We start from the raw sequence: 13,744 nt of genomic DNA, 5'->3' as shown, positions 1-13,744 counted from the left end.
CCCTTCGCTCAGCGGGTGATTTCGACGTTCTCCAGGACGCCGAGCGCGTCCGGGACCAGCACCGCGGCGGAGAAGTAGGCGCTGACCAGGTAGGAGAGGACCGCCTGTTCGTTGATGCCCATGAAGCGCACCGAGAGCCCGGGTTCGTGCTCCTCGGCGACCCCCGTCTGGCGCAGCCCGACGACGCCGTGGTCGTCCTCGCCGGTGCGCATGCACAGGATCGAGGTGGTGCCCTTGGCGCTGATAGGGATCTTGTCGGTGGGCAGGATCGGCACGCCGCGCCAGGACTGGACCGCGTGCCCCTGCACCTCGGTGGTCTGCGGGTACAGGCCGCGCTTGCTGCACTCCCGGCCGAACGCGGCGATGGTGCGCGGATGTGCCAGGAAGAACCGCGACTTCCTGCGACGGGACAGCAGTTCGTCGAGGTCTTCCGGGGTCGGCGGCCCGGTGCGGGTGTGCAGCCGCTGCTGCAGGTCGGCGTTGTGCAGCAGGCCGAAGTCGCGGTTGTTGAGCAGTTCGTGCTCCTGGCGCTCGCGCAGCGCCTCGACGGTGAGCCGGAGCTGTTGTTCGGTCTGGTTCATCGGCTGGTTGTAGAGGTCGGCGACCCGGCTGTGCACTCGCAGCACGGTCTGCGCGATGCTGAGCTCGTACTCGCGCGGTGCCAGCTCGTAGTCGACGAACGTTCCGGGCAGCGCGGTCTCGCCGGAATGACCGGAGGCCAGCGCGATGTCGATCTCCCCGCGCTTGTTCGTCGCCGGTGCCGGCGAGGCGTACTCGGCGGCCACGTGCGCGCGCAGCTCGTCGAACTGCCTGGTGACCTCGTGCAGCGCCGCGCGGTCGAGGGCGAGCACGATGCAGGGCGTGACCGCGCGGTAGGTGCTGTCCCATGTGGACTGCGCGGTCGCCAGCACCTGGGAGCCGAAGAACCTGCCGCCCGCCAGCGTGTCGGTGACGGTGTCCTCGCCGTACTCGCCGCTGCGGATCTTGTCGACCTTGCCGTGCGCGATCAGCACCACCTCGGTCGCCGGTTCCCCGCCGACCGAGATCAGCTGGCCCGGCTCGTAGTGGCGCTGCACGAACCGGTCGGCCAGAGCGCTCAGCGCCGAGTCGTCGTCGTAGCCGCGCAGCAGCGGCAGTTCGGTGAGTTCGCGGGGGATCACGCGGACCTGGTCGCCGGTGTTGGTGAAGGTGATCAGGCCGTCGCCCGCCGCGCAGGTCAGCCGCCGGTTGACCCGGTAGGTCCCCGCTTCGATGTCGACCCACGGCAGCATCCTCAGCAACCAGCGGGAGGTCCTGCCCTGCATCTGCGGCTGCGTCTTGGTGGTCGTGGAAAGCCTGCGCGCAGCCTGCGTGCTCAGGCTCAGAGCCGGGTTCTCGGTGGCGGTCACGGTGTGTCAACTCCTCTGATCGGGGAGAGGAGCGGGCCGGCCTGCGTGACCGGCCCGCGCGGTCAGCTCTCGCGGCCCACTTCGACGTGCTCGAGCACGCCGAGCGCGTCCGGAACCATCACCGCCGCCGAGTAGTAGGCGCTGACCAGGTAGGAGATGACCGCCTGCTCGTTGATCCCCATGAACCGCACCGACAACCCGGGTCGGTACTCGTCGGGCAGGCCCGTCTGGTGCAGACCGACCACGCCCTGGTTCTGCTCGCCGAGCCGCATCAGCAGCACCGAGCTCGTGCGCTTGTCGCTGACGTGCAACTTGTCGCACGGCAGGATCGGCACGCCTCGCCACGCGGGAACCTGGTGCCCGCCGAGGTCGATGCTCTGCGGGTACAGGCCGCGCTTGCTGCACTCCCGGCCGAACGCGGCGATGGTGCGCGGATGGGCCAGGAAGCAGCCGGGTTCCTTCCACACCAGCGTCAGCAGCTCGTCCAGGTCGTCGGGCGTCGGAGGTCCGGTCCGGGTGGGGATGCGCTGCCGCAGGTCGGCGTTGTGCAGCAGGCCGAAGTCGCGGTTGTTGACCAGCTCCTGCTCCTGGCGCTCGCGCAGCGCCTCGATGGTCAGCCGGAGCTGCTGCTCGGTCTGGTTCATCGGCTGGTTGTAGAGGTCGGCGACCCGGCTGTGCACCCGCAGCACGGTCTGGGCCACGCTGAGCTCGTACTCGCGCGGTGCCAGCTCGTAGTCGACGAACGTTCCGGTCAGCGAAGGTTCGCCGGAGTGGCCCGATGCGATGTCGATGTCGGCCTCGCCGTGCGGGTTGTGCGGGCGACCGGGCCCGGCGAGGACCTCCCGGACGTGCTCGCGCAACGATTCCGAGGAGCCGTTGAGCTCCTGGAAGGTCTGCCGGCCGAGCGAGAGCACGGTGCAGGGCGTCACCGCCTTGTAGCTGGCGTCCCACTCGCCGGAATCGCCCGCCAGCACCTGCGCGCCGAAGTACTGGCCGTCGGCGAGCACTTCCAGCACGGTCTGGTCGCCGTACTCGCCGGTGCCGATCTTGTTGACCTTGCCGTGCGCGATGAGCACCACTTCCTCGGCCGGGGCACCGGAGTTGGCGATCACCTCGCCCGGTTCGAACTGGCGCTGCACGAACCGGTCGGCGAGCGCGCGCAGCGCCGCCTCGTCGTCGAAACCGCGCAGCAGTGGCAGTTCCTGGAGCTCCTGGGGGATGACGCGGACGTCGGCCCCGGTGTTGCTGAAGGTGATCCGGCCGTCCCCGAGGGTGTAGCTGAGCCTGCGGTTCACCCGGTACACGCCACCCGCGGCCTGCACCCACGGCAGCATGCGCAGCAGCCACCGCGAGGTGATGCCCTGCATCTGCGGGACCGACTTGGTCGTGGTCGCGAGATTCCTGGCCGCGGCGGTGCTCAGGCTCAACTGCGGCGCTTCGGTGTCGGCGGGGTTCGGATCGGTCGCAGTCACGACAGAAATACCACCAATCATAGAGCTGACAAATCGTCGGGAGAGTGCTCGATGGGTTCGGTCCGGCGCGAAGGTGGACGCGAAAGGTGAATCGGCGAATGTCGTCGAGGAATTCGAGAGGGATGGAAGGAATTGTTGTCCGGGTCGGATTGGCGGCCCCGGCGTTGCTTCCGGGTGGAACGCTAGCACCAGCCCACTCGGCCGTACAGTCACCCGAAAGTGCCGAACGGCGCTATACACGGTGGTCAGCGCGGGGGAGTGCCATGATCACCTGATGGTCCCATTGCGCCACGCAGGGTGGCGCTCAGCTCCCGTCGCGCTAGTCGTATCCGGGGTCGGATCAGCCTGGTGACCCATTGCCGGGGGCGGTGGAACGGGAGATTTCGGGACCGCATTGCTCCACCCGGGCGACGGATGTGTGAACTCGAATTCCACGAATCGGGTTATCCAATTCCCGGCGATCTTGGGCGTATTGTTCGGGATGTGGTTCTGCCGGGTGTTTCCCGGGTTCGGTCGAGATAGGTGAAGGACCATCAGAATCGGCGAACAGATTAGCTCTTCTCTCCAGGAGGCGATTTCGCGTGAAGTGGAACCTGCGGTTGGTCGCGGCGCAGCGCGGTATCTGGAAGGCCACCGACCTGCAGCGGAGATTCGCCGAGCACGGCCTGGTGATCTCCGCCGGGAAGATGTCCGGCCTGTGGTCGAAGACCCCCGCCAGCCTGAAGCTGGACGATCTCGACATCATCTGCCGGGTGCTGGGCTGCGAGGTCGGTGACCTGCTGGAGCCCGAAGCGCCGGTGGTGCCCGCGCCGCGACAACCCGACGTCGTGCGCGAGACGACCGCGGGAATCGCGGAGTGAACCTGGTCCTCAGCGGAACCGCCTGGGTGCTCGGCGCATCGCTGGGTGCGGCGCTGATCGGCTACCTGGTGCGCAGGATCGGTCAGGACGAGGGGAGGCCGAGCAACAACGACGCCGCCGGGCAGGTCTTCACCATCGTCAGCGGCCTGCAGGCCGTGGTCCTGGCGTTCGTGCTGGTGACGTTGTTCGACGCGGTCAGCGACGCCCGGGAGGGCGCCTACCAGGAGGCTCAAGACCTGGTGGCGGTGTCCTGGGCCGTGGAGTCCCTGCCGGCGCCGACGGCTGCCGAGGTGCGCGGGCACAGCGTGGCCTACCTCGACGGCGTCGTCGGCGCCGAATGGCCGCAGATGCAGCGCGGAGCTCCGGTCGGTGGACCGGGTTGGGCACGGCTGGACCAGATCCGGACGGTGGTGGTCAACGCGCCGGCCGACGGGGAGTTCCAGGAGGACCGCAAGTCCGAGGCCCTGGACAAGCTCAAGGACGTCTACGCGGAACGGCACGAACGGCTCACCCGGGCGTTCGACCGCGGGGTCGTCGCGGTCGTCTGGTTCGTGCTGATCGTGGGCAGCCTGGTGTGCGTGCTGCTGCCGAACCTCTTCGGTGGCACGAAGTTGTTCCCGCACATCGTTCTGGTGTCCACATTGGCCGGTGCGCTGGCGCTCCTGCTGTTCGCGATCTTCCAGTTGCAGAACCCGTTCAGCGGCGGGTCGCGGATCGAACCGGAGGCGTTCCAGTGGGCGCTCGCACGTCTCGGGCCGGGCTAGCAGGCGCCCTCGCGCTGCTGGCGGCGGTGGTCGCCCCGGCCGCCGAGGCGGATCCGGCGTGCGAGGCGCTGCAGGTCCGCACCCGGGGCAGCACCTCGGTGCTGCACCGGGTGGTGCTGCCCGACTTCAGCGACACCCGGGTCGGTGCGCTGCCGTACCGGGTGAACGCTCTCGGGTACTCGGTCGCGCAGGGCTTCGCCTACGGCATCGCGTCGGGCTTCTCCGACGGCGGTCACGTGGTCGTGCTGCGGCCGAGCGATCCACCGCTGGACCTCGGACCGGTCGTCGCGGGGCGTGCCGACACCCGGTGGAACCCGCTGGGCCACCCGACGGCGGGGGCGATCGAGGGAGACCGCTGGTACGTCCTCGAAGACGACCACCTGCATGCGGTGGACCTCGATCCTGCGAGCCCGACGTTCCGGCACGTGCTGTCCTCGGTCCAGCTCGACGAGCACCACGGTCCGTTCGGGGTCGACGACTTCGACGTCGGCCCCGACGGGCTGCTCTACGGAGTCGCCCAGACCTACGCGGGAATCCCGGCGGTGGTCCGGATCGATCACCGCACCGGCGCGGTCGATCCGGTGGTGTGGCTGCCGGGTCTGCTGCCCGACAGCTACGGGTCCGTCGTGATCGGGCGGGACCGGGCGCTCTACGTCACCGCCAACCACAGCGGCGGGACGTACCGGATCGGCAGCGGCGGAACTCTGGTGAAACTGGGCGAAGTGCCGACCATGTCCAGTTCCGACGCCGCGGGATGCCTGCGACGTCCACCACCGACTCCGCCGCCAACGACGACACCGCCACCACCGACAACGACACGACCAACGCCGCCGGCACCCGCACCGCCCACGACGGCGCCCCCGACGACGTCGGCTCCCACGCGGCCCGCTCAGACGGTGACGCCCACGCCCACCCGTGGCCCCGTGCCGCCTGAACCGGTCGAGGAGCCGTCCGAACCGCCGGAAACCGCCTCGCCCGCGCCGGTGTCCGAGGACCCCGACGCCGACGAGTCCGGGCACACCACGCAGGAGAAGCGGCGCTGGGCGGTGGCCGCCCTGGTGCTGCTCATCGGCGGGAGCGCGGCCGTCCGCGCGCTGGGACGGGGCTGAGCGCGCGGCGATGCTGGTCACGACCGCGGGATCTGGAGGTGATGTCACCGGCTAGGCTGCCGCGCATGCTGCAGGCTCGGGATGAACGGACGCTGCTTCGCTGCGGGACCGCAGGCGCGGTGCTGTTCGTGGCCGTGTTCCTGGTGCTCGGTTCGGTGCGGTCGGACTACGACCCGCTCCGCCACTCGGTGAGTTCGCTGGCGATCGGTTCGCTCGGCTGGGCGCAGGCGGTGAACTTCTGCATCAGCGGTGTCCTGGTCACCAGCTTCGCGTTCGGGGCGCGGTCGGTGCTGCTGCGATTAGGCGGCGACTGGTGGATTCCCGGTCTGATCATCGTGATCGGCGTCGGTCTCATCGGTGCCGGTTTCTTCACCGCCGACCCGATCAACGGCTACCCGCCGGGTGAGGTGGGGGAGATCACCGCGACCGGTGTGCTCCACCAGTTCTTCTCGATCGGGGTGTTCCTGGGGGTTCCTGTCGCGAGCTGGTTGCAGGGCCGGCTGTTCTGGTCGACCAAACACCCCTGGTGGGCCGCCTACTGCTTTGTGACCGCGGTGGCCTGCGCGGTCGGATTCGTGCTGGCCGTGCTCGGTTTCGCCCGGGTTCCCGACTTCGAGCCCCACGCGGGGCTTTACCAGCGCATCGCGCTGTGCGTCGGTTTCGGGTGGTTGATGCTGCTGTCGGTGTTCCTGCGCAGCGCTCGCTTCTCCCGGGCGTTCAACGTCCGGGTCCGGACGGCCTGACGCCCCGGTCCGCGCGGGACCGGGGCGTCAGGCGAACGAGTTCAGTCCTGGGCGAGTCGCGCCGGAAAACCGCCGGTGGCGATCGGGCCCCAGCGGTCGATGGTGATCCGGATCAGCGACTTGTCCTGGCGAACCATCGCCTCCCGGTACTCGTCCCAGTCCGGGTGCTCGCCGGAGATGCACCGGAAGTACTCGACCAGCCCGTCCAGCGCGTCGGGCATGTCCAGCACCTCCGCGGTGCCGTCGACCTGCACCCACGGGCCGTTCCACTCGTCGGAGACCACGCACACCGAAGCCTGCGGGTTGCGGCGCAGGTTCCGCGTCTTGGCCCGCTCCGGGTAGGTCGAGATGACCAGCCGTCCCTCGGTGTCCACACCGCAGGTCAGCGGCGACATCTGGGGCCGACCGTCGGCTCGGGTGGTGACCAGGACGCCCTTGTGCCTCGGTCGCAGGAACTCCAGCAGCGCTTCGCGGTCGACCTTGTCAGCGGTGGCGATCGCCATGAACAGCTCCTCGAAACAGATCGCTGAGAACGCCGTCCAGCCTAGTCCTCGCCACCGACGACCGCCCGCCCTCCACTGTGGATCGTCTCCTGCTGAGCGGCGTCTAGACCCTCTCGAAGACGGCGGCCAGGCCCTGCCCGCCTCCGATGCACATGGTCTCGAGCCCGTAGCGGGCCTCGCGGCGCTGCATCTCGCGCGACAGCGTCGCGAGGATCCGGCCACCCGTGGCGCCCACCGGGTGCCCGAGGGAGATGCCGGAACCGTTGACGTTGAGCCGGTCGAAGTCGGCGGGCTTGAACTCCCACTCGCGGGTGCAGGCCAGCACCTGCGCCGCGAAGGCCTCGTTGAGCTCGATGAGGTCCACATCGGCCAGGCCGATCTCGGCGCGCTGCAGCGCCTTGGCCGTCGCCGGCACCGGACCGATGCCCATGGTCCGCGGCGGCACACCGGCCCGCGCCCACGACACCAGCTTCACGAGGGGGCGGAGCCCCAGCTCGGCGGCCTTCTCCGGGGTGGTGACGACGCAGATCGAAGCGGCGTCGTTCTGGCCGCTGGCGTTGCCCGCGGTCACGGTCGCATCCGGGTCGTTCTTGCCCAGCACCGGCTTGAGGCCGGCGAGCTGCTCCAGCGTGGTGTCCGGCCGGGGGTGCTCGTCGACGTCGATGACGACCTCGCCCTTGCGGGAGCGCACCGGCACAGGCACCAGCTCGTCGTCGAAGCGCCCGGCCTGCTGCGCCTCGGCGGCGCGCTGCTGCGAGCGGACCGCCAGCTCGTCCTGCTCCTCCCGCGCGATGCCGTACTCGCGCCGCAGGTTCTCGGCGGTCTCCAGCATCCCGCCCGGAACGGGGTAGTTCTTGCCGCCCGCCGTCGTGCGACCGCGGGCCAGCGAGTCGTGCAGCTCCAGTCCGCTGCCGCGAATGCCCCAGCGGGCCTCGGTGGTGTAGAACGGCGCGCTGCTCATGCTCTCGGCGCCACCGGCCAGCACCACGTCGCTGACCCCGGTCTGCACCTGCATCGCGGCGTCGACCACGGCCTGCAGGCCCGACCCGCAGCGGCGGTCGATCTGGGTGCCGCCGACCTCCACCGGAAGCCCCGCGTCCAGCGCGGCGACCCGGCCGATCGCCGGGGCGTCCGAGGTGGGGTAGCAGTGGCCGAGGATGACCTCGTCGATCTCCTCGCCGGGAAGCCCGGTGCGCTCCAGCAGGCCCTTGATCGCGGTGGCGGCCAGCTCCACCGCCGACACCGTCTTGAACACTCCGCCGAACCGGCCGATCGGGGTCCGCAGCGGCTCGCAGATCACCGCTTCGCGCATCACTTGCTCCTTCGCGTTGGAACGCCGCCGTTTCGGACGTCGTTCTTTCGTTGGTAGCACAGCTTCAGCGCGGATCGTAGGACGCGGCGATTATGTCCGAACGCGTCTCACCGGGGTGTGAATTCGGTATTGGACGGTCTCGGCGAGGCGTGCGAAGCTGACCGGAATCGGTGTCGTCAACGAAGGAGTCGACCATGCTGCCGGGCGAGTGGGCGGAGCGCGTGAAGACCGTGCGGGTGATCGGCACCGGCGTCATGGGGCGCGGCATCGCCCAGATCTGCGCGGCCGCCGGCATCACCGTCGAACTCGCCGATGCGCGACCCGAGGCCGTCGAGACCGCGGTGGCCGAGATCGGCCGGATGTACGACAAGCTCGCGAGCAAGGGGCGGATGAGCGCCGAGGAGGCCGCCGCCGCGACGAACCGGCTCGTTGCGATCTCCGACCCGCTGAGCGACACCGACTGCGACCTGGTCGTCGAAGCCGTCCGGGAGGACCTCGACACCAAGCGCGAGCTGTTCGCCGAGCTCGAACGGACCTGTCCGCAGCACACCGCGTTCGCCACCAACACCAGCTCGCTGCAGGTCACCTCGATCGCCACCGCTCTGCAGGACCCGAGCAGGCTCGCCGGCCTGCACTTCTTCAACCCCGTGCCGCTGATGCGCCTGGTCGAGGTCATCCCCGGCGCTCGCACGGCCGCCCACCTGCCGGACGCGCTCACCGAACTGGTCCGCCGGCTGGGGCACACGCCGGTGCGGGCCACCGACACGCCCGGATTCCTGGTCAACCACGCCGGACGCGGTCTGGTCACCGAAGCGCTGCAGATCCTCGCGGAGGACCTGGCGACCCCGGAGGACGTCGACCGCATCGCACGGGACGTGCTCGGGCTGAAGATGGGGCCGTTCGAGCTGATGGACCTCACCGGGCTGGACGTCACGCACCCGGCGATGGAGAGCATCTTCACCGGCTACTACGGCGACCCCAGGCTGCGCCCGTCGCCGATCACCCGCGCGCGGCTGGAGGCGGGACTGCTCGGCCGCAAGACGGGGGAGGGGTTCTACCGCTACGAGGACGGCGTCAAGCAGGAACGGCCCGAGGCCGTCGCACCGGAGGCCACGGGCGCGACGGTGTGGGCCGACGACACCGCGCTGCTGGAATCGCTGGCGGAGGCGGGCGTACCGGTCGAGCGCGGTGGCGAACCGTCCTCGGCGGAGATCGTGCTGGTCACGCCTTACGGGCACAGCGCGGCCTCGGCGGCGTTGTCGGCCCGGTTGCCCGCTGAGCGCGTCTGCGGCGTGGACCCGCTGAGCAACCCCACCCGCTGCACGCTGACCGTGCACCCGGCCACCGACCCGGACGTCGCCCGCGCGGCCTGGGCGGCGCTGGCCGCGACCGGACGCGCGGTGACCATCGTGCGCGACGGCCCGGGGATGATCGCCCAGCGCCTGCTCGCGGCGATCGTCAACACCAGCTGCTTCATCGCCGAGCAGCGACTGGCCACACCCGGCGACATCGACACCGCCGTGCGCCTCGCGCTGGGCTACCCGCTCGGACCGCTGGAGTGGGGTCAGCAGCTGGGAGCGCGCCGGGTGCTGACGATCCTGCGCGCGCTGCACTCCGCGACCGGCGACCCGCGTTATCGGCCCAGCCGCTGGCTGGTCGAACGCGCCGACCTCGGCCTGGCGCTGGACGAGACCGGCACCGCGGTCGCCGACGTCCTCTAGCAGCTGTTCAGAGGTCGCTCGGCGCAGCGGGTTCCGCGCGCCCGCTCCTGATGCGTGCCGACACCGCTCGGGATGTGAACCGGGCTCAGTCCTCGGGCGTGTTGGCCTCGCGCAGCGTGCGCATGGCCTGGGCCAAGGCTCGCGAGTCGTCCTGGCCCAGGGGAGTGAGGACGTGCTCGCGCAGGACCTGGGCCGCGGTCTCGCGGGCGCGGTTGGCCACGTCGAGGCCGTGGTCGGTGAGCTCGGCGTAGGTGACCCGGCGGTCGGTCTCGCTGGGCACCCGGCAGATCAGGTCGGCCTTGGCCAGCCGGTCGGCGACCTTCGTGAACCCGCCGCTGCTCAGAGCCGCCTCACGCGCGAGCTTGGTCATCGGCATCCTGTTGTCGGGGGAGCGCACGAGCCGGAGGAGGATGTCGAGGGAGGCCATCGGCAGGCCGTACCCGTCCATGATCGCGGTGGCCAGCTTGGCGGCCGTGACGTGGTAGCCCTCGATGACCAGGCCCCACCAGGTGACGATCTCGTCGTCGTCGACGGCGCTGTCCGGACCGATCGCCTCGTTCAACGCAACGCTCCTTCACTGCATGTTCGTGGAGCCCGATGCTACATGAAGACATTTTCCGGAAAGTCGCTTGCGAGGAAGACAATTCCTCGGTATTGTCTTGCCTGCAAGAGATCGACCGATTCGGGCGATCTGCCGCGTGAACAGGAGTTTTGGACCGTGAGCAACGCCGTCAAGGTCAGCGTCATCTACTACTCGTCCACCGGGATCGGCGCTGAGATCGCCAACACCCTGGTCGCCGAAGCCGAGGCGGCGGGCGCCGAGGTGCGGCTGCGCCGAGTGCCGGAACTGGCACCCGACTCGGCCATCGACAGCAACCCGGCCTGGCGCGCCAACGTCGAAGCCACCCGCTCGGTGCCGGAGGCCACCCCGGACGACGTCGTGTGGGCCGACGCGGTGATCTTCGGTTCGCCGACCCGCTTCGGCAACATCGCCGCCCAGCTCAAGCAGTACATCGACACCCTCGGCGGCGAGTGGGCGCAGGGCAGGCTCGCCGACAAGGTCTACAGCGGCTTCACCTCCAGCTCGACCGCTCACGGCGGGCAGGAGTCCACGCTGCTGGCGCTGTACAACACCATCCACCACTTCGGTGGCATCGTGGTCGCGCCGGGCTACACCGACGGCAGCAAGTTCGTCGACGGAAACCCCTACGGCACCAGCCACGTCGACGCTCAGGGCGAGAACAAGGTCGGTGACGTCACCCGCGCCGCCGCGTCCGTTCAGGCCCACCGCGTGGTCAAGGTCGCGCGCGCCCTGAAGAACGGTGCGTGATCGCACCGAATCCGCTCTGATGACGACGTCTTCCCGCTTCCCGCGCCGTTCGGGAGGCGGGAAGACGCGTTTCGGTCAGCCCTCCAGCGCGATGGCGGAGAGGACGAGCCCGTCGCGGACCAGCCAGCGACCGCTGAAACCCGTCAGCCCGCCGGCGGTCTTGCGCAACCGGGCCGTGAAGCTGCCCGCGCCGAACTCCAGCTCCGCGTCCTCGAAACCGAGCCACTCGCCGGTCACCGGGTACCAGGTCTTGTAGACCGATTCCTTGCAGCTGAACAGGATCCGGTCCCAGCAGATGTCGGGGTCGCGGGCGCTGAGCTCCGCGATGTGCTCGCGCTCCTCGGGTAGCGAGACGACGTCGAGCACGCCGTCGGGCAGCGGCTCGTGCTGCTCGGCATCGATCCCCACCGACCGCAGTTGTCGCCGCCGGGCCACGGCCGCGCCCCGATAACCGGCGCAGTGCGTGATGCTGCCGACCACCTCCGCGGGCCACTGCGGTGCTCCGCGCTCGCCGCGCAGCAGCGGCACCGGCGCAACGCCCAGCGCGCGCATCGCCCGGTGCGCGCACCAGCGGCCGCTGGTGAACTCGCGGCGGCGCTTGGCGATCGCCTTGACGATCTCGGCCGCCTCGGCGTCGAACAGCGTCGCCTCGGGTGGGTCGTCGAAGGTCTCGGCGGTGGCCACCACGTCGGGCAGGAGCTCCTCGATCACCCCGACAACCTAGCTCATCTGGCATCTGACCTGGGCGGACGGTGCGACGTCTCAGCACGTGGGGCCCCGTTTACAGCCGACGAAGTGCGGTCTAGCGTCATCGCCATGATCCCGTCGGTGCCACTGACGATCCGGGGCTACGTGGACTTCTCCCGCGTCTCCTCGGCGCTGTGTCGCGCCTGACGCTGCTCTCCTCCTCTTCTCCCGCACCACCGTGCTGAGCCCTCTCCGGTGGTCGCTTCCGCATGTCCGCCCACGCCCGTGGAGCCCTCATGACCACACACCTGACACCCGTGCGCACGGGTGAGCAGATACCCGTCACCCAGGTGCGCACCCGCACCGCCCGACGCGAATCCCGCATCCCCCGTTGGACTTTCAAGCTCATCAGCCCGGTCGCGCTGGTGGCGCTGTGGCAGGCGCTCAGCGCCACCGGAGTGCTCAGCGACGACACGCTCGCCTCCCCGGCGACGGTCCTGGCGACCGGCGCGGATCTGTTCGCCGAAGGGCGGCTGCAGGAGGCCATCGCCGTGTCGCTGCAGCGCGTCGGCGCGGGCCTGGTCATCGGCGTGGTGGCGGCGACGCTGCTGGCCACGCTGTCCGGGCTCTTCCGGCGCGGCGAGGACCTCATCGACGCGCCGATGCAGATGCTGCGCACCGTCCCGGTCATCGGGCTGATCCCGCTGCTGATCATCTGGTTCGGCATCGGCGAAGAGCCCAAGGTCGTGCTGATCGCGTTGGCGGTCACCTTCCCGCTGTACATGAACATCTACGGCGGCATCCGCAACGTCGACGCCGGACTGGTCGAGGCCGCCAAGACGCTCGGACTGGGGCAGCTCGCGCAGGTCCGCCACGTGATCCTGCCCGCAGCGATGCCCAACGCCCTGGTCGGTCTGCGCTACGCGCTCGGATCCGCCTGGCTGGCGCTGGTCTTCGGCGAGACCATCAACGCCTCCGCCGGGATCGGCTACGAGATGAACACCGCGCGCGAGTTCTTCCAGACCGACGTGATCGTGGTCTGCCTCGTGCTCTACGCCCTGCTCGGCCTCGTCGCCGACTTCATCGTTCGCGGACTGGAAAGGGTGGTGCTGGCATGGCGGCCGGCGTTCAGCGGGAAGTGACCACGAAACCGGCTGCGGTGCGGGGTCTTTCGCGCAGCTTCGGAGAGCGCACCGTCCTGCGCGAGCTGGACCTGGACATCGAGCCCGGCCAGTTCGTCGCGCTGCTGGGGCCCAGCGGCTGCGGCAAGTCGACGCTGCTGCGCATCCTCGCCGACCTCGACCAGGAGGTCACCGGGGCCGTCGAGGTCGCCGAACGCCGTGCCGTCGCGTTCCAGTCGCCTCGGCTGATGCCCTGGAAGCGCGTGTGGCACAACGTCGTCCTCGGCCTGCCCGGCCGACCGGACAAGCAGCGAGCCGTCGCGGCGCTGGAAGAAGTCGGCCTCGGCCACCGGGTGGACGTGTGGCCGAAGGCCCTCTCCGGCGGCGAGGCGCAGCGGACGTCCCTGGCACGGGCCTTGGTCCGCGAACCGGACCTGCTGCTGCTCGACGAACCCTTCTCGGCTCTGGACGCCTTGACCCGGCTCAAGGCGCAGCAACTCGTCGGGGAGCTGTGGCAGCGGCACGGCTGCGCGATCCTGCTGGTCACCCACGACGTCGAGGAGGCGCTGCTGCTCGCCGACCGCGTGCTGGTCATGCACGAGGGCCGCATCGGCTACGACCAGGTCCTGAACCTGCCGCGCCCGCGCGAGGTCGGCGACCCGGGGTTCGTCGCGATGCGCGCGGAGCTGCTCGCCCGCCTCGGAGTCGAGTGATCGACCGGACGAGGTGAGAGG

14 protein-coding genes are annotated in these 13,744 nt (G+C 70.0%); 8 read left to right on the top strand and 6 right to left on the bottom strand.

The annotated features are described in order from the left end of the window. Positions 1 to 8: 8 nt before the first annotated feature. Complete coding sequence (locus tag KBO27_RS29725; protein WP_307870697.1) at positions 9 to 1,388, bottom strand: family 2B encapsulin nanocompartment shell protein; 1,380 nt, start codon at positions 1,386 to 1,388, stop codon at positions 9 to 11. Positions 1,389 to 1,450: 62 nt separating this feature from the next. Next, positions 1,451 to 2,860, bottom strand: coding sequence for a family 2B encapsulin nanocompartment shell protein (locus KBO27_RS29720; RefSeq protein WP_307870696.1), 1,410 nt, complete (start codon positions 2,858 to 2,860; stop codon positions 1,451 to 1,453). 581 nt (positions 2,861 to 3,441) lie between these two features. Here KBO27_RS29720 and KBO27_RS29715 point away from each other — a divergent pair. The 4 genes from KBO27_RS29715 to KBO27_RS29700 all read left to right on the top strand — a co-directional run bounded on the left by KBO27_RS29715 (position 3,442) and on the right by KBO27_RS29700 (position 6,336). Further along, the gene (locus tag KBO27_RS29715; RefSeq protein ID WP_132683954.1) at positions 3,442 to 3,720 is read left to right on the top strand and encodes a helix-turn-helix domain-containing protein; all 279 of its coding nucleotides are present in this window, start codon (positions 3,442 to 3,444) and stop codon (positions 3,718 to 3,720) included. Beyond that, positions 3,717 to 4,484, top strand: coding sequence for a bestrophin-like domain (locus KBO27_RS29710; protein WP_210973164.1), 768 nt, complete (start codon positions 3,717 to 3,719; stop codon positions 4,482 to 4,484). Before KBO27_RS29715 ends, KBO27_RS29710 begins: the two co-directional genes overlap by 4 nt. Then, positions 4,454 to 5,593, top strand: a complete 1,140-nt coding sequence (locus tag KBO27_RS29705) for a DUF6923 family protein (protein WP_210973163.1) — start codon at positions 4,454 to 4,456, stop codon at positions 5,591 to 5,593. Before KBO27_RS29710 ends, KBO27_RS29705 begins: the two co-directional genes overlap by 31 nt. A 65-nt stretch (positions 5,594 to 5,658) precedes the next feature. Next, positions 5,659 to 6,336, top strand: a complete 678-nt coding sequence (locus KBO27_RS29700; protein ID WP_210973162.1) for a DUF998 domain-containing protein — start codon at positions 5,659 to 5,661, stop codon at positions 6,334 to 6,336. Between the two features lie 41 nt (positions 6,337 to 6,377). Here the strand turns inward: KBO27_RS29700 and KBO27_RS29695 are convergent, their stop codons facing one another. Together KBO27_RS29695 and KBO27_RS29690 are read right to left on the bottom strand one after the other, a co-directional pair. Further along, complete coding sequence (locus tag KBO27_RS29695; protein ID WP_372448890.1) at positions 6,378 to 6,839, bottom strand: PPOX class F420-dependent oxidoreductase; 462 nt, start codon at positions 6,837 to 6,839, stop codon at positions 6,378 to 6,380. A gap of 103 nt (positions 6,840 to 6,942) precedes the next feature. Further along, positions 6,943 to 8,151 carry an acetyl-CoA C-acetyltransferase gene (locus tag KBO27_RS29690; RefSeq protein ID WP_210973161.1) on the bottom strand — a complete coding sequence of 403 codons (1,209 nt, stop codon included), beginning with the start codon at positions 8,149 to 8,151 and terminating at the stop codon, positions 6,943 to 6,945. A gap of 194 nt (positions 8,152 to 8,345) precedes the next feature. On the opposite strand from KBO27_RS29690, the gene KBO27_RS29685 reads away from it, so the two are divergent. Next, on the top strand, positions 8,346 to 9,872 hold the full coding sequence (locus KBO27_RS29685) for a 3-hydroxyacyl-CoA dehydrogenase (protein ID WP_210973160.1): 1,527 nt from the start codon (positions 8,346 to 8,348) through the stop codon (positions 9,870 to 9,872). Between the two features lie 85 nt (positions 9,873 to 9,957). Here the strand turns inward: KBO27_RS29685 and KBO27_RS29680 are convergent, their stop codons facing one another. After that, the gene (locus KBO27_RS29680; protein ID WP_246538431.1) at positions 9,958 to 10,434 is read right to left on the bottom strand and encodes a MarR family winged helix-turn-helix transcriptional regulator; all 477 of its coding nucleotides are present in this window, start codon (positions 10,432 to 10,434) and stop codon (positions 9,958 to 9,960) included. Between the two features lie 156 nt (positions 10,435 to 10,590). On the opposite strand from KBO27_RS29680, the gene wrbA reads away from it, so the two are divergent. Beyond that, positions 10,591 to 11,202: an NAD(P)H:quinone oxidoreductase gene (gene wrbA / locus KBO27_RS29675; RefSeq protein WP_132676284.1), complete on the top strand. Its 612-nt coding sequence runs from the start codon at positions 10,591 to 10,593 to the stop codon at positions 11,200 to 11,202. A gap of 75 nt (positions 11,203 to 11,277) precedes the next feature. Here the strand turns inward: wrbA and KBO27_RS29670 are convergent, their stop codons facing one another. Further along, positions 11,278 to 11,913, bottom strand: a complete 636-nt coding sequence (locus tag KBO27_RS29670) for a 4'-phosphopantetheinyl transferase family protein (protein WP_210973159.1) — start codon at positions 11,911 to 11,913, stop codon at positions 11,278 to 11,280. 272 nt (positions 11,914 to 12,185) lie between these two features. Here KBO27_RS29670 and KBO27_RS29665 point away from each other — a divergent pair, with 272 nt between their 5' ends. Both KBO27_RS29665 and KBO27_RS29660 read left to right on the top strand, forming a co-directional pair. Then, positions 12,186 to 13,031 carry an ABC transporter permease gene (locus KBO27_RS29665; protein WP_210973158.1) on the top strand — a complete coding sequence of 282 codons (846 nt, stop codon included), beginning with the start codon at positions 12,186 to 12,188 and terminating at the stop codon, positions 13,029 to 13,031. Beyond that, positions 13,004 to 13,723 (top strand): ABC transporter ATP-binding protein, encoded by a 720-nt coding sequence (locus KBO27_RS29660; protein ID WP_210973157.1) that lies wholly within the window; start codon positions 13,004 to 13,006, stop codon positions 13,721 to 13,723. The genes KBO27_RS29665 and KBO27_RS29660 overlap by 28 nt, the downstream gene beginning before the upstream one ends. The last annotated feature ends 21 nt before the right edge of the window (positions 13,724 to 13,744 follow it).

Origin of the sequence: Saccharopolyspora endophytica (assembly GCF_018070075.1) — a bacterium.
GTDB lineage: Bacteria > Actinomycetota > Actinomycetes > Mycobacteriales > Pseudonocardiaceae > Saccharopolyspora > Saccharopolyspora endophytica.
Note: the sequence above shows the minus strand (reverse complement) of the source record. Positions and strands in the feature narration are given on the sequence as shown.

What these genes read in the sequence shown, in the direction of transcription:
- KBO27_RS29700 (WP_210973162.1), top strand. Translation starts at nt 5,659, where the DNA reads ATGCTGCAGGCTCGGGATGAACGGACGCTGCTTCGCTGCGGGACCGCA.
- KBO27_RS29695 (WP_372448890.1), bottom strand. Translation starts at nt 6,839, where the DNA reads ATGGCGATCGCCACCGCTGACAAGGTCGACCGCGAAGCGCTGCTGGAG.
- KBO27_RS29690 (WP_210973161.1), bottom strand. Translation starts at nt 8,151, where the DNA reads ATGCGCGAAGCGGTGATCTGCGAGCCGCTGCGGACCCCGATCGGCCGG.
- KBO27_RS29685 (WP_210973160.1), top strand. Translation starts at nt 8,346, where the DNA reads ATGCTGCCGGGCGAGTGGGCGGAGCGCGTGAAGACCGTGCGGGTGATC.
- KBO27_RS29665 (WP_210973158.1), top strand. Translation starts at nt 12,186, where the DNA reads ATGACCACACACCTGACACCCGTGCGCACGGGTGAGCAGATACCCGTC.
- KBO27_RS29660 (WP_210973157.1), top strand. Translation starts at nt 13,004, where the DNA reads ATGGCGGCCGGCGTTCAGCGGGAAGTGACCACGAAACCGGCTGCGGTG.